This is a genomic window from Paenibacillus sp. cl6col (assembly GCF_900102125.1).
Lineage (GTDB): Bacteria > Bacillota > Bacilli > Paenibacillales > Paenibacillaceae > Paenibacillus_B > Paenibacillus_B suaedae.
In genome coordinates this window covers 11837-31963 of record NZ_FNAZ01000002.1, presented here as the reverse complement: position 1 = coordinate 31963, position 20127 = coordinate 11837, and the positions used below count along the sequence as shown (strand labels likewise).

Sequence of the window (20127 nt, the reverse complement as noted above, 5' to 3'; positions counted from 1 at the left end):
TTGCTTGGTCTGCTCCTTGCCGGGGATAGATTCGAAACGGGAGGTCTCGTCTCTATAGTGGCCAATAAATACGATGGAATTGCCGTGATTCACGAACCTCCACAGCCTGAAGCGTATTGTCAATTAAGAATACGTTTTATTGCTTATTCAAACCATTCAAAAACATCTTCGTATAGATCGAAGCAACCTCGACATCGGATACGGCGCCTTCCGGATTGAACCAGGTGTAACACCAGTTACAGGCACCAAGGATACCGAATGTCATCATATCCGCCGGGATATCATTGCGGAATTCTCCGTTCTCCATTCCCTGCTCGATGACGGATTGTAAATTGAACCGGAACTGATCCCGCTTCCCCTTGATTACATTTAGATCCTCGCCCGAAATATGAATAAGTTCGCGAAAAAATATCCGTGCGCTGGCACCCTTTTCCGCGATTTCCCGAATCATCATGTTGATTACGCCAGCCAGCTTTTCCTGACACGATCTATCCGGGCGTTCAAAAATGGTTTGCTGTTCTGCTAGTAAATAGTCAATATATTGCAGATGAATATGCGTTAACAGCTGTTCTTTGCTCGTAAAATAATAATAAAAAGTGCCCTTTGTCACGCCGAGCGTGTCGACAATATCTTGAATCGAGGTTTCGCTGAACCCTTTCGATTCGAACAGCGCAATACTGTGTCTGATGATTTTATCCTTCATGGACAGCTCCAAGCGTGATTCTCCCCTCATGTCGAATAATATGTTTCTATGTTAGCTTGAACAATAGAGACATGTAAAGGGAACAAGTGGATATTTTGCATTTCAAATCGTTGATACGATTCTTCTATCTGGAGCTCGATTTTTCCCCGGCTTTCTTCCATGCCTCGTCCTGCAATTTGCGCCACAAAATTTTGCCGCTACCAGTAACCGGAAGCGAAGCGACAAATTCGATAATTCGAGGGTATTTATAAGCTGCCATGTGCTCCTGCGCCCAGCTTATCATATCGCCTTCCGACACGTTGCCGCGCTCCCCTTCGCGCAGGACGATGTAAGCCTTGATTTCCTCTCCCTTGCGCTCATCCGGAATGCCAATGACGCATACTTCTTGGATCGCCGGATGCCGATATAGAATCGATTCTACTTCCGTCGGCCATACTTTGAATCCCGAGGCGTTAATCATGCGCTTCATTCGATCGACGATGAAGAAGTATCCATCTTCGTCGTACCGCCCAATGTCTCCCGTGCGGAAGTATGATTTGCCTTCCACCGTTACAAAAGCGGACCGCGTAGCCTCTGAATCATTCCAGTAGCCTTGAAATAACTGCGGTCCATCTATAATAATTTCTCCTTCTTCCCCCGGCCCTTTTATTTCAAGTGTCATCGGGTCAATGACCCGCGAGTCTACGCCAAAGGCTGGAATGCCAAGACATTGCAGCTTCGGACGGTCAAGCGGATTGCAGTGCGTCTGCGCCATCGTTTCGGATAAGCCATACCCTTCTACAAATCGCAGTCCCGTAACCTGGTAGAGCTTCTCGCCTACGACCTCCGGCAGCCCAGTTCCGCCACCGTTAATCAGCATAAGCGAGCTCAAATCATACTGAGATAGTTCAGGGTTGGCTAAAAAGTCAATAATCATCGTGCTGATTCCTGTCCAATACGTACATTGGTGGCGTTCCATTAACAGGGCGGCCGTGCTGCGATCCCAACGCGTCATGATGACCATGGCTGCACCGACAAAAATGGGAGCGTGCATGCCATGAATCATGCCGATGACATGGAAGAAGGGAAGTGTCGCCAATCCCCTTGCCTCCGGTGTCAATCCTCCCCAGTAAGCAGATGAAATCACGTTCGCTTGTACGGATTTATGGGTGTGCATACACCCCTTTGGCTTGCCGGTCGTGCCCGATGTATACGGGAGAACTGCCAGATCACTTCCCTTCGTCGTCGGGAAGGAACCCCGATGAACAGTCGCTACTTTCATGGCCTCCGTCCAGGACACAGCTTGGGGGGATATTGATTCAAGACGTGATGCCCTGACGATGTCAGGCACTTCTTCACCCACATTGCTGCAGTAATCCGAATAGGTAGCAACAATGATGCGTTCGAGGCGACGATCTGATAATAACGGTTCGATACGTGAGTACAGCTCCTGGCTCACAAAGCCAACTCTTGCATTACTGTCTTCAATAAGGTAGGAAAGCTCTTCGGTGAGATTCATAGGATTGATAGGTACAACGATAGCGCCGGATCGCATAATCGCGTAATAAGAGATAATATACTGAGGACTATTCTGCATATATAACAGCACGCGATCGCCTTGCTCTACGCCGAGATGGAGCAAATAAGCGGCCATCAAATTGACTTCTTTCCATAAGGTTCGATAGGAAATAGAGTTGTTATAATAAATGATTGCCGTCTTATCCGGATAACGGCGGGCAGAAACCTCCAAGTTGTCAGTAAGCGTCGTGTCCGGAACTGAAATGGAAACAGGCAATCGTGCGGGCCAATACGCATAATGGGACTGCGTCATCAAAAATCGCCTCCTCATTGCTAACCATTTTGTCATTCAGAACGAATAAAAACCGACAAGTGCTACAGACCGTTGAATGAAGGCTGTCTCTTCTCGACGAACGCCCGAACACCTTCCTGGTGATCCTCGGTCGTGACCATCATGGCTTGCGTAACTCTCTCCCGTTCTAATATGTCATCCAACGAGGAAGTCAACGACTGGTCGGCGATTTTCTTAAGCATCCCATACGCCTTAATGGGACCCTTCGCCAAGCGGGAGGCGTATTCCAGCGCACCGGATTCCAATTGCTCCAAAGGATACAGCTTATTTACGATACCCAAGCGGTGGGCATATTCCGCATCGATCGGCTCGGCATTGAATAGCAGTTCCTTAGCTCGGTGTATGCCAATGAGGCGCGGCAAGAAGAACAATCCCCCTCCATCGGAGATGAGACCGACTTGGGCAAAGCTCATCGCAAATTTGGCGTCATTGGCTGCAACAATCAAATCGCAAGCTAACGCGAGATTGAAACCTGCACCTGCCGCGAATCCATGCACGACCGCTATCACGGGCTTCTCGATTTCTTTAATGGAATGAACCAGTTCATTCATCATTCCAATATGATCATAGACGTTATTCGGCTTTGCGCCGCTCATTGTCGTCACGTCTCCGCCTGCACTGAAGGCGCGTCCTGCCCCCGACAAGCAGATGACTCGAATGTCTGTATTTCTCTGCGCCTCCTCCAGCGCATCGATAATCCCCCGAATCATCGAAGGACTGAACGCATTCAGCTTCTCTGGACGATTCAGCTTCAACGACAGAACATGCCCTATCTTTTGTACAAGTAAATGCTCATTGCCCATATCTCAAAGAACCTCCCTATTGTGATGAACCGCAACTCTATCTTGCGCAATAATCGTAATCTAGTTTACAGCTTGCCACGTTCTGCTTGCTGCCAAGCGTGTGCAATCAGCGTCTGTACGGTATCGTTGAAACGGCCAAAGCGCTCATCGCTCGTCTGCCCTTTTTTCCAACGGTAGTAAATTTGCTGACAGATGACCGCCAGTTTGAAGTAAGCGAAGGTCAAGTAGTAATGGGCCTCCGATACATCTCGCCCGCTTTTTGACGCATATGCCTCTAGGAATTCGGCACGTGACATGAAGCCGGAGCGAACCGTAAGCGGAACATGGCCCAAGCCGTGCAGCAGCTCCGACGGGTCATTCGGTTCAAACCAGTAGCTGAGCGCTGCTCCGACATCGGCCATTGGATCGCCCACCGTCGCCATCTCCCAGTCAAATACGCCGACGATCTCTGTAAGATTGTCGCCTGCGAACATGATGTTGTTCAGCTTATAATCGTAATGGATGACGGTCGGTGTCTGTGAATTCGGCAAGAAATCAGCCAGCCATTTTTTGAGTTTCTCTTCTCCTGGGATCTCATCCGTCTTGGCTCGCTCATAACGTTCTATCCAGCCATGCACTTGCCGACGCATAAAGCCGTCTGGCTGGCTAATCGCCCTTAGATTCGTTTCCCGATAAGGAACTTCATGCAGCCTGGCCAATGTCGAGACCATCGTCTCGGAAATGTCCCTGCCCAGTTGAGGCGTATATTCCACATCCGAAGGAAAGCTTCGATCCAACACGATTCCGTTCCGGCGCTCCATCACGAAGAAAGGACTGCCAATGATTGAGGTGTCGCCGCAGTACAAATACGGACGAGGCGCAAGCGAAAAAAATGGATGCAGTCTTGAGAGAATCGTATATTCGCGCTGCATATCGTGTGCCTTAGGAGCGACTGGCCCCAATGGAGGACGGCGCACTACTGCCTGCCAATCCCCGCTCCTTATCGCGTATGTTAAATTGGAATGTCCCTCCCCGAACTGCTCCACTTCCAATGGGGCTTCCGGAAGATCGAGATGCTCACGTAAATGCTCTTCTAGCGCAGCAACATTCAACTCCTCGCCCTTGCGAACGGGAATCGTATCCTGCTGTAATGTCTCTTGCCTGGACGTCATGGTATGCAGACCTCCTTCATTCTTTCAAAATAGCTTTACTGGATAAAAAAGACGAGACACTTGCCATGGATCGCGATTCAGGGACAGTTACATGGCTGTCATGCCGCCATCCACAGTCAGCACCGCACCGGTGATGTAATCGGAAGCCTCGGATGCCAGAAATACGACGCTTCCCTTCAGATCGCGATCAGATCCGAGCCGTCTCAACGGGGTGAGGCTTACTATTTGTTCGCCTCCGTGTTGAAGAACATCGCGGGTCATCTTGGTTGGGAAAAATCCCGGAGCAATCGCATTGACATGAATGTTGTGCTTGCCCCATTTGACCGCGAGATCCTTCGTGAATGCAATGACCGCGCCCTTGCTTGCGCTATAGCCAATGGCATCCAGCCATTCCGGATCCGACCCGCCCAGTCCTGCCACGGAAGCGATGTTAATGATTTTGCCGCCGCGCTGCTCAATCATGATCTTCCCAGCTGCCTGTGACATCAAAAACGTACCGGTTGCATTGATGTCCATTACCTTATTCCAAGCTTCGAGCGGCATATCGACAACTGGCGCGCCCCAAGAAGCACCGCTGTTGTTCACCAAAATGTCGAGACGACCGAACTTTTCTGCCGTCTGTTCCACCACACGCCGTACGTCGTCTGGATTTCTAACGTCACAAGCCATCGCATGACATGAGGAGCCTGTATCCTGTTGGATTCGGGCCGCCGTCTCCAGACATGCGTCAACCCTGCGCGAGCAGAGAACGAGATTCGCACCCGCTTCAGCCAAGCCATGAGCAATTTGCTCGCCGAGCCCTCGCCCGCCGCCAGTTACAATCGCCGTTTTACCCGATAAGTCAAATAATTGCTTGACGTTCACCTTCCATCCCCCATTCATGAAAAGGCTAAAGTCTCGTTTGTACCTTCAAATTTGTTCTAATCGTTTCTACCCTTTTCACATCGTAATCGCTTTCATCTCTTCGTACTTGCGAAGCTCCATTTTGGCGATGGCGGCCTTGTGCACCTCATCCGGCCCGTCCGCTAAGCGCAGCGTTCTTGCATTGGCCCAATGCGAGGCAAGCGGGAAGTCTTCGCAGACACCTGCGGCCCCAAGCGCTTGAATGGCCCGGTCAATGACCTGCAGCGCCATATTGGGAGCGACCGCTTTAATCATGGCAATTTCCGCTTTCGCCGCTTTATTTCCGACTGTGTCCATCATGTAAGCCGCCTTCAGCGTCAGCAGGCGCGCCTGCTCGATTTCAATACGCGAGGAGGCAATCCAATCCTGCACGACGCCCTGACGGTCTAGCGTCTTGCCGAATGCCGTACGCTGCCGTACACGCTTGCACAGTACTTCGAGCGCGCGTTCTGCCGCACCGATCAGGCGCATGCAATGATGAATGCGTCCTGGACCAAGCCTTCCCTGCGCAATGGCAAATCCCTTGCCCGGTTCCCACAGCATGGAATCGAGCGGTATTCGTACGCGATCATACTCAATTTCCGCATGTCCGTGCGGTGCGTGATCGTAGCCGAACACGGGCAGCATGCGCTTGACATTCACACCAGGTGCATCCATCGGCACGAGAATCATAGACTGCTGCTCATAGGCCGGCGCGTTCGGATTCGTCTTCCCCATCACGATCGCCACCTTGCAGCGCGGATCTCCGGCACCGGAAGACCACCATTTGCGTCCGGTTACGACATATTCGCCGCCTTGCCATTCGATGGTCGCTTCAATGTTCGTTGCATCTGAGGACGCGACATCCGGTTCCGTCATCGAAAAGCATGAACGGATATTCCCTTCAAGCAGAGGAACAAGCCATTTGTCCTTCTGCTCCCGCGTCCCATACCGCACAAGCACCTCCATGTTGCCCGTATCCGGCGCCGAACAATTGAATACCTCTGGGCCAATAAGGGAACGTCCCATAATTTCGCACAGGGGCGCATATTCTAGGTTGCTGAGGCCTGCACCGTATTCGCTGTCCGGCAGGAACAGGTTCCAGAGACCGGCCCGCTTAGCCTGCTCCTTCATCTGCTCCATGATCGGAGGGATCTCCCATCTGCTTCCGGCCTGACCAAGCTGTTCCTCGTACGTTCGTTCTTGCGGATACACCACATCATTCATGAATTCCAGCAACGTTTTCCGCAAAGATTCAACCTTCTTGGAATAATCGAAATTCATTGGCATAGCCTCCCTTCACTCAACATACTGACCGGTTAGTATGTTAACGTCATACTTACTATAGATCTATTTTCCAAATTATTCAAGACGATCTTAATGTTGAAACTCTTCTAAATTATACGTTCCTCCAATCACCTAACATTATATTTTATTCAGTTATATTCTATTTCTATCATTTTAAGAGAATTTATGTTTAGACAGCCCCTTGTAAATCCGTTAATATGTTCATATATTATGCACCTGAGGGGACTAAATTTCATGAAAAAATACTTACTGCCTGTTGTATTATCAATCTTTCTTGTATTATCATTTTCATTTCATGCATTTGCTTCAAGTACTGGGCAAGACTCCAGTAAACCCGAGAGTGGATGGAAAAGATTCCCTTATAGCGAATTCAACATATCGTATGAGGGACAATGGAAAGTCTGCGAGGTGTCGAGCTGTACTAAAAACGTAAGGTACACAAGCGGCTCGAAGATGAAATTTAATTTTGTCGGAGAACAATTCCGATTCATTTCCTATTATTGGAGCAATGGCTCAACGGACATTGATGTTTATATTGACGGAGTAAAAACAGGTAATTTCTCACTAATCGGGAAAGATGACAGCACTTCGAGAACCATGTACGAAAGTCCGATTTTGGCGTCAAACGAACATTCCGTTGAAATCGTGAACAATACGACAGACTATTTATATGTCGTTGCTCTGGATTTGCCTGACGACAGCACATTACAACCGTTTGATCCGAAAACACCGGAACCAGAACCCGAACCTAAGCCCGAGCCTAAACCAGAACCGGAGCCCGAAAAAGGTGAGAGAGCCATTCTAGTCGTTACCATGACAACGGGGCTGGAAAAGGAATTTGACTTAAGCATGAGAGAAGTGAACGACTTTATCAACTGGTATGAAAATAAACAAGCCGGTTCAGGCACAGCGTCCTACGCCATAAACAAGCATAACAATAACAAGGGGCCGTTCAGCAGCCGCAAAGACTTTGTGATTTTCGATAAAATATTGACCTTCGAAGTAAATGAGTATTCCATTAAATAATTCTGAGAGTCGTAGGGGAAAATCCTATGGCTCTTTTTAGTATGCATCCTAAAAAGCTCCTTTATTTTTTCCGTCCATGAAATTTATTCAACACGCAAATTCCGAGTGAATACGATACGATTGTTGAAACCACCATTAGAATAAATGCCCCTGTACTCATACCCTTCCCCTCCTGTAAAATACTTCTATATTCTACTTCTCCTGTTGAGCAAAATGTGCTTGTCCATTGAAATGATGTTGAGATTTCCTCAATACGCTTCTTGTTTCCAGCCGCTCTGTTGCAAAATCACAGCAAAACAAGAACAAAATGCAGGAAGTGCTGAGATAGGATCAGATCGGCGATAATGAAGCTGGCGGAGTACTGGAGTATGTCATTACAGGGGCTCATTTCGGAATTAGGCTGTTTATTCCTTTAGTGGCGTGCCTTGCGTTGATCACCTTTACATTTCAGGAACTGACCGTTCGCATGTGTGCGGTTACGCAGAAAGGACCCACGTAGCTTATTTTCGAGCACTTTGGTCCACTGCTCAGCTTATTGCTGGTCATTTCGGTTGCGATCTTACAGGGTATTGGACGAAGGGGTGTCTGGCACTGTTCGTTGGCGCATTGAACTTGGTGTTTGTGGTCATCACCTTCATTACTCGTCCGAGCATGTCCGATGTCGGTCACGCATTTGCCAGCTGGATTGTCCTGAATTGCTCCAGATCAGTCTTGTCTGGTATATTGTCAGCCACGATGGCGGTATGATAATGGTACCGGTTCTTATCTTCATCATGATTCTAACGAACAGTTTCGAGCTTAATTGTAATGTTATTCTATGAGACATTTTGGATATAACAATGGTAGAATCGTTTACAGGGGGAGCAGCAGAGGTCGAATACTTATTTCCTGCCGTTGTACCGAAGTAAGGTACAGCGGCTTTGTCACATCTCACTCTGGGCTTAGATAGGGACGGGAAGAGAATTTGTAAGTGAAGCCGTTTCGGGGAAAGTAACTCTGGGATGGAATCTTTCGATATAGGTGCGCGTTATGAGGGATGAGTTGTTTCTGTTTTTTATCATATGGATAGATAAGGGGCGAGTCATATGCTTACAACGTTTCTCTCAACAGAGCAGCATAAGGACTACATAACACTGCAATTCGGGATACACAATGTGGCAGGAGAAGATCTGGTCATTTCCTACGGCTCGCAACCGTATGACTTTATCGTCACGAATGAAGTTGGCAAGGAAGTGTACCGTTGGTCGTTGAATAAATTTTTTACCGCAGAAGTAGTCGAACGAACCTTGAACAATGATGAGAAGATGAGCTATGAGGAACGATGGTCTTTTCTAGACCATGAAGACAAGCCGGTACCTAGAGGCAAATACAAAATAGAAGTAGTCTTCCTCATTCACCTGCCTGAGTTGATCGAGCCACAATCTCCTCAGTACCTGTCAATCAGCTCCGAGATCAGTACCAACATCGATAAGTAGCGGAAAGATGTATTGATTGGAATATCGAAACGATACAGTTATAGCTTGTACAGCATAACATCATAATCGACGAATACATGTTCAATCATCTCACTGACAACATCCCAATCTCCATTCGCCAAGCCACAACCGATACCATACGGCAGAGCAACAGATAATTGGTTCTGTACAGCGTATTCTCGTAACGTAGTCAGGGAGGTTCGTAGCGCCTCATAGTTCGTATAAACTCTACTCTTTTGTCTGCCATATTCTAATTGACCGAACAGATTCGCTATATGTCTAGAACCTTCCTGGACGATATGACACTGGCCCAGCAGCTCATCTGGACTGTTATGCTGGGAACAATACTGCTTATAGCTTGGATACAACATACTGTATTTGTCCCGCAGCGCCTTCGCTATACCAGAGCCCATTACCCCTTGGCAGTTCACCTGATGTCCAATAATCAATTCCTTCGCATTCAATAAATCACCTATGATTACGTTTACTGGCATTCAGCACCTCTCCTTGTCAATCTGACATATATGCTTAGTTTATTGAACTAAAAAACGCACCATAAGGTATGATGCATGTTGTGAATGAGAAAATACGAAAATACCCAACCCCATTTCTCTCCTTGAACATATTTCCTCCAGCTGCTGTAAAGATCTGTATCATCATTATATCAAAACTGTAAAATGGAACCAATATCCGGAATAACCAACTATATTTCAACACAAAAAAATAATCCAATAATATCCATAAATACTATATACTCGGACAATAATGTATGTTAAGATTAATCATGGTTGGCCAGCCAGAAACTGAGTTCTTTTACATCTTGGTATTTCATACACGCTACTAGGATCTACATTCAGATTCTGAAATAATGGGAGGCATGAAATATGCAGAGATTAAAGAAACTATCAGCATCAATCGCGCTGGTCGCTTGTTTAATGGTCTTTGGATCAAGTTCGTCGTTTGCACTCCATGGTTGGGGAGATACAATGAGAACAGCTAACGACATGACAGACGGTTCTTATTACCAGTCTTGGGTACCTCTCGAAAGCTTGACTGACGAAGACTGGTATGTCTATGATAATTCCTACGGACAATGGGAACAAAAATACTATGTATTGTTGACTCCCCCATTTGGATTGAATTTACAACTCCAGTACGTTCGAACGGATTATGATAACAATATTATCTCGATTCAATATATAAACCAAAACGGCCCAGGCTTACAAGAGTTTCATAGTGGAACCGTTAAGCCGCGAGAAAAAGCTTTTTATCGCGTAATGCCAGTTGGGCCGAACGATTTCGATCCTAATTCGAAATACAAGTTCGAGTTCAAAAAAACAATTTAAATTTACTTCTTGCAAAAGAGCCGTGGGATTCTTTGATATGCTCCCCTTAAAGTAGACAGGTGAAATAATAAAACCTTCTGCTTAAGGGGAGCTTTTACATGCAAAAAAAATGGTGCGCACAAGAGAAACTGGCGGTGTTACAGGAACTGAAAAGCGGAGGAATCGAGTCAACCGCCAAAAAGTACGGCATTGGGGGAACAACCCTACTTGAATGGCGGGATCGTTATGAACAATATGGTTATAGGGGGTTGGAACACCAGCCCCATAACCGAAGTTATTCTGTTGAGCTCAAACTCCAAGCGGTAAAAGATCATTTATTCGGAGGTTTATCCCAACGGCAAGTTATTCTGAAATACAAGATTGCCTCTCGTACCCAACTCCGTAACTGGATTAAGAAGTATAATAGTCATAGCAGCTTAAAAACCTATGTAGGGGGAACGAAAGCTATGGCTAGGGGTCGGTCTACAACTTGGCAAGAACGAGTGGACATTGTTCACTATTGTCTTGCCCATAACCATGAGTATCAGAAGGCAGCAAATCAATATCAGGTCTCATACCAGCAAGTATATCAGTGGGTAAAGAAGTATGAAGCTGGTGGCGAGGATGCATTACAAGACGGACGAGGACGAAAGAAGATACCAGAGGAGCTATCGGAAGCAGATCGCCAAAGACTGGCGATGAAAAAGCTGGAATATGAGAATGAGCGGCTGCGGGCAGAAAATGTTTTCCTAAAAAAGCTACAAGAATTCCAAAGGAGGCGACGTTGAGCCAATACCGACAAGAGATGGTCTATCGCACCATTGAAGGCATTCGACAAGAAGGAACATTTAGCATGAAGTTGCTGTGTGAAATTGCAGGCATTCCGCGTTCAAGCTATTACAAGTGGAGAAGTTCCAAACCCAGTTACCGTGAGCAGGAGAATGTAGAGCTGACGCATGTCATGATGTCCATTTATGAGAAAGTGGAGCGTACCTTTGGATACCGTCAATTGACTCTACACATGCGTCGCCAAACGGGGAAAATGATTAACCAAAAGCGTGTATACCGTTTGATGAAAGTAAAAGGAATTCAATCCGTCATCCGGAGGAAGAAGAAGAAATATACGAGTTCCATTCCACAGCAGGTGGCTGAGAACGTACTAGACCGCAAATTCACTGCAGACGCGCCAAATGAAAAATGGGTTACGGATGTGACGGAATTCAAGTACGGCAACGGCCAAAAAGCGTATTTAAGCGCTATTCTCGACCTTCATGATAAATCCATCGTCTCATATGTATTAGGGCATTCCAATAACAATTCTCTCGTATTTCAGACGTTGAAACACGCCTTGCAAGAAGCTCCAGGAAGCAAGCCCTTGCTTCATAGCGACCGGGGTTATCAATATACCTCCTTGGGCTTCAAGAAAATCTTGGATGATAACGAAATAACTCCGAGTATGTCCCGTGCTGGAAGATGTATTGATAATGGACCGATGGAATCTTTCTGGGGAATTCTAAAATGCGAGAAATATTATTTACATACCTACCATACCTTTGATGATCTCGAGAGAGACATCCGTGCCTACATCCACTTTTACAATAACGAACGATTACAAGCAAAACTAAACGGCCTTAGTCCGATAGAATTCAGAACCAAGGCCGCATAATTGATTTTTATTTTTTATACTGTCTACTTGACGGGGTGCAGTTCACTTTCCTCAACGGCTCTTGTTTATTTGCTACTAAGAAAAAAGGGGTTCTCGCCGTATCATTGTCTCTGTTTTTGGCCATTGCTTTTATCGCGCTCCCTTTAGAAACATTTGTTCGCAAGGAAAAACCTCCTTATTTGTCGAAGTATGTAGAGCTATCGACGAAATGGAGGTTATTTTTATGGATAAGTCTATAATTCTTAAACTAGTTAACGAAGTTACCGAAGAGGTTTTCGCCAAAAATAAAGAAGCCCTGGAAGATGATTCTGTCTTAACAGATAATGTTGAATTGACTGTTCGCTTATCAGCTCTGACGACAATTAAAATTCTTGAGCGCCTCGAACTTATCGATTCAGAGTAGATAGAAAGTAATAGCTTATAGGATTTTTCTTCTTTGCTTTTCAAAGCCTCCGCAATCGTTCTTCGCAACTCTGCTTTATCGATCTCAATGATTATTCCTCTAGCTGCCCAGATTGTAGGGCAGCTAGCTCTTCCCTCACGAACTCCCTTATTCGTTGTTCACATCCTTCACCTCCTCTCAATCAAAAAAGGCCACGCCGTAAGCGAGACCTGAATGTTTATGCTATTGACTTATTTTTTGTCATTAAAGCTTTCTCGACAAGACGACGTTTCTCAATATTGCGATCATTTTATCATATTCATTTCGTTAACCTTGCGAGCAGATGCTTCGCCCCCTGATTCTCCTGTGTTTTCTCATGGTTGCTATTCCTTATAGGTACTTTCAAAACTGAGAACATCTTATGAGGGAAACTGAAGCAAAGCCAGAGTTTCAATTCCTTATAGGTAATTTCAAAACACAAGATTGAGCGCTGAGACGAGGTATTTGCATTACTAATTTCAATTCCTTATAGGTACTTTCAAAACGTGGAATAGAGAAGACATACTTCACCTGTCCGCATTGATTTCAATTCCTCATAGGTAATTTCAAAACTTATAACCCATCTTATGCTATTACATTGCCCCATCAAAATTTCAATTCCTTATAGGTACTTTCAAAACCCCAACAAGTGGCGTCACTACGCCAATAATACCAAACAGCAATTACTCCTACAAGTCAGCTTCACTAATTTCTATTTTCCCAAATACAATACCATATCTCAAAACATCTACTTTTTACTGACGATATCTTCAATTTTCAAATTGTCGTCGATCCCCCGGAGATTTTACGCTATTGGAGGTCGAAGACAATTTGTTGAACAGCACCATTTGTTGAAATCATACACGTAGATTTCAGCTGCTTGTTTACCTTTTATGTAGAATTGCTCTTTCTCTCTATCTTTCTATCTTTAATCTTAACTATCTGAACATTCATAAGCAACGGGCTAAATTTAATTAAACATACTCTTTAGTCGTACTCATCATTGTTGTTCCGTGAAAGCTCGTCGACCAACCGAACAACTGCGACTTATATAGATGTTCTTCTAACACCTCAATATAACTTCCCCACTCCCTATTTACATTTATACCAATATATAGTATAAATGACTTACAGACTAATTGGTATATTTTAGAAGTCTAATTTCTACATCGAGGTGTTTCTATTGAAAAGAAGACTCTTTCCAACGCTTCTCGCTTCAATTCTATGCTTAGCTAGTATATTAACGGGGTGTCAAAAAAACGAGGCCCCTCCATTCTCTAAGGATAAAAAGGCAGAGCTTACGATTGCGTATACGAATGAAAATGCTTTTCTAAAGCGCTACGGCAATCTATTTAATCAAGAGTACCCTAATATAAGGCTTTCTATCGTATCTACGATTCCTCTCGTGACCAAGAAGTTATCTGTGGAGAACTGGGTCCAGCAGAACAAATTCGATATTATCTATTTGCCGCCTGATCTAGTAAAAGAAATGGCAGAACGCAACGATTTGCAAGATTTGGACTTATGGATAAAGCGGGATTCCTTCCCGCTGGAAGAGTACATTCCGCAAGTCATCGAATATGCCCGCTCGATTGGAAATGGGAAGCTATATGGGTTACCTCCTACCTTCTACGGACAAGCTATCGCATTCAATAAAGACCTTTTCGAAGCGTACCATATCGAATATCCGCAAAAAGGAATGACTTGGGAGGACTTGCTCCGCTTGTCCGGTAAATTTCCCAAGGATGACGGGCGTGGCAACACGCTTTTCGGTCTTGGCACCAATGATTCTTCTTCCTTTGAATTCATGCTGAAAGTCGGCTTCGGGCAAGGCCTAACCATGATGCAGGGCAATCCACCCCAAGCGATAGTCTCAAGCGACTCCTGGAAGCAAATTTGGCAGCTTACGCTTCCCCTATTGAAGAGTGGACTATTAATAAATAGCTCCGATCTCAATACGTATATGAATACCTTTCTTGCTGGCAAGCAAGCAATGGCTGTGGTTACGTATGAAGAGTACAAACAGTTGGCCGCCCAGAAAAAAGCTACATTTCAATGGGCGCTAGCTCCGTTTCCTGTTAACCCCAACCAGTCGGGCAACAACGATACATTGCTAATCGACGGATTGTATGCAGTATCCGCTCAATCTACAGAGAAAGAAGCTGCTTGGGAGCTGGTGAAGTTTCTTAATTCTCGCACCATTGCGAAATGGAATTACCGCTCTTTATATGGCTTTTCCACCTTACAAAACGAATTGAGCACGAATCAAGAGGAACGTGAACGATTATCTGCCATGTATGCGTTGCGGCAATCCTATCATCCCATGGGAGAAGTACCGGTTGAACTTGTAGATAAGGCGAATGCTGTAATCAAAAGCATACTGGATGGCGGTCAGTCGCTGGAAGAAGCTTTGCATCAATTGCAGAACGAGGCGCAGCAGATTCCAAAGTAATTCCGATGTATGCGGATCATTCCGTTTACATATATCACATCATCCAGAATGTACAAGTGAGTCGTTACTACGTCTTGCTGGGGGTGATTCATTGTTGCACCGCATAACTGCAGAATGGATTTGCAACAATAAATGAAGGAGATGTGAAGAATGAAAAAGAAAATTACTGTGTTGTGCCTGGCAACTGCCTTGTGTCTCGTAAGTGCAATGTCCGTATCTGCTGCCGATAAAGACCCGAAAGCATCCACGGATGCTTACATTGGCTATGTAATCGGAAACCAAAAGAAAGTGAAAGGCAAAGCCTATGCCCGGACAACCAATTCAAACATGAAAAAAATCAATGTGTTCGGCACCTTTTACGAGGGATCAACCCAAAAGGAACAAGGAACCAATTCTACGACTACCAGCGGCGATGAAACAGCATGGTACACAAGCGAATACAGTGCAACAGGTTCCTACAAGTTGAATGCATTGTCGCGTACATACTACAAGGATGGAACAGAAAGCGATCAATCATCAGCAAGCGATTCTTGGTAATAGCTAAACAGGGTGGGCCTCCCACCCTGTTTTCCAGTTTATATTCTGTTTATATTCGTTGGAGGTATCATCATGGGGAAGAACAAAGTTGCAATACTCTGTATTATACTCTCGATGCTATTAGTATCAGCTTGCCAAAGCAACGTCGAGAAGCCGATAACGATCACGGTGGATTATCCTTCACCAACCGAGTTCTACAAGAGATATGGTCATGCCTTTGAGCAAAAATCCTCCTTTATTAGCATTCAAGTTATCCCCGAGGCGGATCAGTCATCACCGGCTGATCTACGTTATATGGACAATTTATCCGCTTATAAGAAGCTTAGCGACTCAGGTGATCTACTTAATCTTGAACCGTTTATCAAGCAAGATCCTGATGCGTGGAAGAATATATCTCCGATCATGTTCGATTCCTTAAAAATGATTTCTGGAGACCGGCTTTACGGTTTGGCGCCTACCTTCTCAAGCTACGCCATTTACTACAATAAAGATCTGTTTGCTAAATACAAAATCCCGTTTCCGAAGAATCAATCCACTTGGAAAGATATCTTTGACTTGGCGACCCGCTTTCCATTGCAGACCGATGATGGAGAACCGTTATACGGATTTAAGCCCAATTACTATGAAAATGTAGGAATCTCGCTCATTATGCGTTGGGGACAAACGGAAGGATTGCGATTCATCGATCCCGAAACTCTGAAAATCCAGATGAACACACCCGCATGGAAGGCAATATGGAGTAGAACGATTGACGCGCTGCGCTCTGGACGCATCTATAAGCAAACGCAGCAAGCCGAAGGTACGATGTCACTCGACCCGATCTACACAGGCAATGCCGCTATGGTGTTGCAATCCCAGGTCGCCGCTTATAATTTTGACATCAATCGTAATTTCGAAGGCGGAAAGGCTATTAATTGGGACATGGTAACTGTCCCTGTAGATCCGCGCAAGCCGGAATACAGCGATTACTATCGCATTGAGGAAATTTACGGAATCTCAGCAGCTTCGGAGCGGCAGGAAGCAGCTTGGGAATTGCTGAAGTGGATGATGCAAGGAGGAGCCGTGACTTCTACGGAAATCAACCACGGACTTCCGGCGCGAACCGAACTTATTGCTGCCGTGAAGGGACATGACCTATCCCCATTGACAATGCTTAAGGCTTCCCCATCCAATCACAATCCATATGAATCCGTTCATTACGATATCATCAACGCTTTCAAAAGCGTCGGGAACCAAATCGTGGAGGACGTCATTGCGAATAAACTAACCATTGAAGAAGCGTTAATTCTAATCGATGAAAAAGGCCAACAGGCGGTCGATGCCGCAGCCATTGAAGTATCCAAATCCGAGGAAAATAACGGTTCTGAGTAAGGACGCTCCGCTGCAATTATGGATAATCCATATGTACAGGTAAACCAAAAAGTCGAGTATGGAGGCACTTGCAAGCCCTAACTCGACCTATTGGGTTGCCGTTTTTTTCGACCTCGTAACTCCTTTTTCCTATCAATTCGTTCAATCCTAATAGGTACGTTCAAACGAATCAGTTTCGTCTATGATGTTTTTCGTGCGTATATGAGCAATTGGTCATATAATGTAGAAAAAAGGAGGTTATTTATTTGAAGAAAATTAGTGCAATATTCTTAATCTGCGTATTAGTATTGGTAGGCTGCGGAGGTGGACAAGCATCCAAAGATGAGGCTTTAGCACTCGATTACATCAATACATACCTAAACGGCACCGACAAAGAGGCTAAGAAAAAGTTCGTTGAAGAGAAGGTACATCCAGAAGCGATGCCGCTGTTCGCTATGGGGATAAACCTAGAAATTCCTGAAAAGAATATGTACAAAAACCCGAAAGTTATTGAATCAACGGAGTATGAAAAGGATGGAGAGAAAGCTATTCTTGTATTGCTGTCAGGAACTGTAGACGGGAAAGATAAAGAAATGATCGTGTTAACGATGGATGGGAAAATAGGATTCGGCTTCGAGTCTGATAGCAAAAGTGAGAGTATGAAGAAAAATTATGATGAGATGCGTTCCAAGTTCAAAACTGAGCCACTGAAGTAACAAACAAGCCTCGGGCAATCCGAGGCTTTATTTTTTTATGGTGCAGCACCAACACGTCATTCGCATAACAAAAAAAGTAAATTTAAGGTATTAATCACGCAAAATGGAATATATAAAATAAGGAGGTGGCCACCTCTCAGTTCGAAAGAAGGAGTGTTTTCATGAAAAAAGGATTTCTTGCCGTATCATTGTCCCTGTTTTTGGCCATTGCTTTAATCGTGTTTCCTTTCTCCGGCACTAATGTAGATGCTAAAGGGGTAAGTGGCTCAATCACGATCAACAAAGAAACATATAAATATATCGAAGAATCTTTCGGAAAAAATCGAGGGATTACATTCAACCCAGGTCAACATACGTACAAAATCACTCCGAATCCTCACGACAATCCCAAATACAACAAAAAACAAGAGCAGTTCTATGAGGAGATTGCAAAAGGCGTTAAAACTCTTGTAGAAAAATCAGGCTGGAAAGATACTCTCAGCAACATTACAGCTCTGGGTGAAACCTATACATTAGCTCCACGCTAAATTAGTTCTGCAAGAATACAACATGCTGTATCCCTCAGTACCTTGTTTTACCCATCTTCAAAAATATGTCCTCCCAAACATACATGTGATCGAATAGAAGCTTTCCGAGCCCTTGTTAAGACAAGGGCTCTTTCCATTTTCTCCCTATCCAAGACAGGTTCAATAAAAGCTCTTTAAGAACATGTTGAAAGTAAAAAGACTCGGACCCCAATCCTGTAGTTTCATCTTTGTTACCGGTCGCATGATATTGAAGACGGGTTTATCACAACGAGACATGCACACTCCATCTACCCATCGGCCACGCATCGCGATCATACAACTGCAAAGGTAACCCACACAACGAAGGAGTGAACAGAATATAAAAAAATATGCCTATGATAAGGGAGTGGTACCATGTCAATAGCCAGTCTAAAAAAGTACGTCGGTAAATATGTATTCGTACGTATTAAGGGCCAAAATAAAGGGTTTCCTTCCTTTGTACAAGAGGTAGTCGTTAGACAAGGGAGAAGTTGGATTACACTGTGGAAATGTTTTAAGTGTGCAGGTCCCGTTCAAATTCTCTATCGATCGAACCAAATTGCCAGCATTCGTGTGGTCGATGATCCTTTGACAGAGAATAAATGCAATAGCAGCAGAGGAACAAGAAAGCAAAAATAAAACCAACGCCGTCCTAAATAGAGTTCATTGTGAAGTTCAAGAAGTTCATTGTTGTATTCGGCTTAAACTCTTTAGACCTTGGTTTTTCCGACTGGAAAGACCGAGGTCTTTGTGTAAAGTGCACCGTTTAAAGGAAAACCTCATATCTACTTGACTTTGAAGTAGATCGGCTACACTTAGTTGGACAGAAAAATTAAGGGCTAGTAGAATTAACACATCATAACAAGGAGCGGATCTACTATGCCAAGAATAAGACGAACATTTACAGATAATTTCAAGAAACAGATGGTTCAGCTATACGAGAATGGGAAATCAAGAGCAGACATTGTAAGTGAGTATGAGTTGAGTGCATCTGCATTGGATCGCTGGATTAAACAAGCCCACCAAACAGGTTCCTTCTCAGAGAAGGACAACCAGAAGAAAATGAACTTATTGCATTACGGAAAGAAAACCAACGGCTCAAAATGGAGAATGACATTCTAAAGCAAGCAGCGCTGATCATGGGACGAAAGTAAGTGTCATCCATCAAAATCGCGACAAATACTCGGTATCAGCAATGTGCGACGTCCTGCAAATAACTAGAAGTACGTACTATTATGAAGCAAAAAACTCCAGCAATGAAGATGGTATTACGAAGCTTATCGTTGAAATCTTCCAGAAGAACCGAAATGCATATGGTACAAGAAAGATTAAAGCAAAGCTTCACGAACGTGGACTTATCGTATCAAGACGTCGAATTGGCCGCATTATGAAGGAACAAGGCCTTGTTTCTACATACACCGTGGCTCAATACAAACCTCACAAAACAACATGCAACGAATCGCAACAGGTAAATGAACTGAACCGCAAGTTCCAGCAATCTGAAGCTAAGCGCGTCGTAGTAAGCGATCTAACGTATGTCAAAGTCATAGCCATCTTAAGTTTCAATTCTCATAGGTACGTTAGAAACTAGCAGAAATGGACAATCCAACAGGCTTTGATCCATTTAAATACATCTCATGTTACTGTTCAACTTGTTTAACACGCAACTCTTTAATCATTTTACCTACATTTCAATACATCTCATGTTATTGTTCAACTTTACCTCCTGATCTTCAACTTACAGGTGAGCAACTATTTCAATACATCTCATGTTACTGTCAAACTTATCCCTGATTTGCCGGTGTATGACTGGTAAATTATTTCAATACATCTCATGTTATTGTTCAACTACAATGAATCGGAAAGCGCGCAAGGTCATTACAAAATTTCAATACATCTCATGTTACTGTTCAACCGG

General features: G+C 44.6%; 18 protein-coding genes, 1 pseudogene and 1 CRISPR repeat array. Of the genes and pseudogenes, 12 read left to right on the top strand and 7 right to left on the bottom strand.

Annotated elements, in window-relative coordinates:
• Positions 1-136: 136 nt before the first annotated feature.
• The 6 genes from BLS15_RS04265 to BLS15_RS04240 form a co-directional block, all read right to left on the bottom strand.
• A complete protein-coding gene (locus BLS15_RS04265) occupies positions 137-703 on the bottom strand; it encodes a TetR/AcrR family transcriptional regulator (protein ID WP_028533210.1) in 567 nt (188 codons plus the stop codon).
• A gap of 124 nt (positions 704-827) precedes the next feature.
• Positions 828-2513: a long-chain fatty acid--CoA ligase gene (locus BLS15_RS04260; protein WP_090510185.1), complete on the bottom strand. Its 1686-nt coding sequence runs from the start codon at positions 2511-2513 to the stop codon at positions 828-830.
• Between the two features lie 62 nt (positions 2514-2575).
• On the bottom strand, positions 2576-3355 hold the full coding sequence (locus BLS15_RS04255) for an enoyl-CoA hydratase/isomerase family protein (protein ID WP_028533211.1): 780 nt from the start codon (positions 3353-3355) through the stop codon (positions 2576-2578).
• 65 nt (positions 3356-3420) lie between these two features.
• On the bottom strand, positions 3421-4506 hold the full coding sequence (locus tag BLS15_RS04250) for a phosphotransferase family protein (RefSeq protein ID WP_021253163.1): 1086 nt from the start codon (positions 4504-4506) through the stop codon (positions 3421-3423).
• An 87-nt stretch (positions 4507-4593) separates the two neighbouring features.
• Positions 4594-5370: an SDR family oxidoreductase gene (locus BLS15_RS04245; protein ID WP_021253164.1), complete on the bottom strand. Its 777-nt coding sequence runs from the start codon at positions 5368-5370 to the stop codon at positions 4594-4596.
• Between the two features lie 75 nt (positions 5371-5445).
• A complete protein-coding gene (locus tag BLS15_RS04240; protein WP_090510181.1) occupies positions 5446-6672 on the bottom strand; it encodes an acyl-CoA dehydrogenase family protein in 1227 nt (408 codons plus the stop codon).
• 477 nt (positions 6673-7149) lie between these two features.
• Between BLS15_RS04240 and BLS15_RS04235 the strand changes: the two genes are divergently transcribed.
• Positions 7150-7722, top strand: coding sequence for a bacterial surface protein (locus BLS15_RS04235; protein WP_254777280.1), 573 nt, complete (start codon positions 7150-7152; stop codon positions 7720-7722).
• A gap of 1085 nt (positions 7723-8807) precedes the next feature.
• Positions 8808-9197, top strand: a complete 390-nt coding sequence (locus tag BLS15_RS04230; RefSeq protein WP_021253168.1) for a BsuPI-related putative proteinase inhibitor — start codon at positions 8808-8810, stop codon at positions 9195-9197.
• Between the two features lie 38 nt (positions 9198-9235).
• Here BLS15_RS04230 and BLS15_RS04225 read toward each other — a convergent pair whose 3' ends face one another.
• Positions 9236-9691, bottom strand: a complete 456-nt coding sequence (locus BLS15_RS04225) for a macro domain-containing protein (protein WP_090510172.1) — start codon at positions 9689-9691, stop codon at positions 9236-9238.
• A 390-nt stretch (positions 9692-10081) separates the two neighbouring features.
• Here BLS15_RS04225 and BLS15_RS04220 point away from each other — a divergent pair, with 390 nt between their 5' ends.
• From BLS15_RS04220 to BLS15_RS29320, 10 genes and pseudogenes are all read left to right on the top strand, one after another.
• Complete coding sequence (locus tag BLS15_RS04220; protein ID WP_090510168.1) at positions 10082-10543, top strand: hypothetical protein; 462 nt, start codon at positions 10082-10084, stop codon at positions 10541-10543.
• A 98-nt stretch (positions 10544-10641) separates the two neighbouring features.
• A complete protein-coding gene (locus BLS15_RS04215) occupies positions 10642-11310 on the top strand; it encodes a helix-turn-helix domain-containing protein (RefSeq protein ID WP_028533216.1) in 669 nt (222 codons plus the stop codon).
• Positions 11307-12188, top strand: a complete 882-nt coding sequence (locus BLS15_RS04210; RefSeq protein ID WP_081819940.1) for an IS3 family transposase — start codon at positions 11307-11309, stop codon at positions 12186-12188. Before BLS15_RS04215 ends, BLS15_RS04210 begins: the two co-directional genes overlap by 4 nt.
• A gap of 223 nt (positions 12189-12411) precedes the next feature.
• A complete protein-coding gene (locus BLS15_RS04205) occupies positions 12412-12591 on the top strand; it encodes a hypothetical protein (protein WP_028533218.1) in 180 nt (59 codons plus the stop codon).
• 1201 nt (positions 12592-13792) lie between these two features.
• Positions 13793-15061, top strand: coding sequence for an ABC transporter substrate-binding protein (locus BLS15_RS04200; RefSeq protein WP_090510163.1), 1269 nt, complete (start codon positions 13793-13795; stop codon positions 15059-15061).
• 150 nt (positions 15062-15211) lie between these two features.
• The gene (locus BLS15_RS04195; RefSeq protein WP_021253171.1) at positions 15212-15598 is read left to right on the top strand and encodes a hypothetical protein; all 387 of its coding nucleotides are present in this window, start codon (positions 15212-15214) and stop codon (positions 15596-15598) included.
• Positions 15599-15670: 72 nt separating this feature from the next.
• Positions 15671-16969, top strand: a complete 1299-nt coding sequence (locus BLS15_RS04190; protein ID WP_090510159.1) for an ABC transporter substrate-binding protein — start codon at positions 15671-15673, stop codon at positions 16967-16969.
• A gap of 245 nt (positions 16970-17214) precedes the next feature.
• On the top strand, positions 17215-17664 hold the full coding sequence (locus BLS15_RS04185) for a hypothetical protein (protein ID WP_021253173.1): 450 nt from the start codon (positions 17215-17217) through the stop codon (positions 17662-17664).
• 161 nt (positions 17665-17825) lie between these two features.
• Complete coding sequence (locus tag BLS15_RS04180; RefSeq protein ID WP_021253174.1) at positions 17826-18191, top strand: hypothetical protein; 366 nt, start codon at positions 17826-17828, stop codon at positions 18189-18191.
• 897 nt (positions 18192-19088) lie between these two features.
• Positions 19089-19755 (top strand): annotated as a pseudogene (locus BLS15_RS29320) (IS3 family transposase); the annotation flags it as partial.
• 76 nt (positions 19756-19831) lie between these two features.
• Positions 19832-20124: direct repeats of the CRISPR family, unit length 21 nt; unit sequence ATTTCAATACATCTCATGTTA.
• Positions 20125-20127 lie beyond the last annotated feature (3 nt).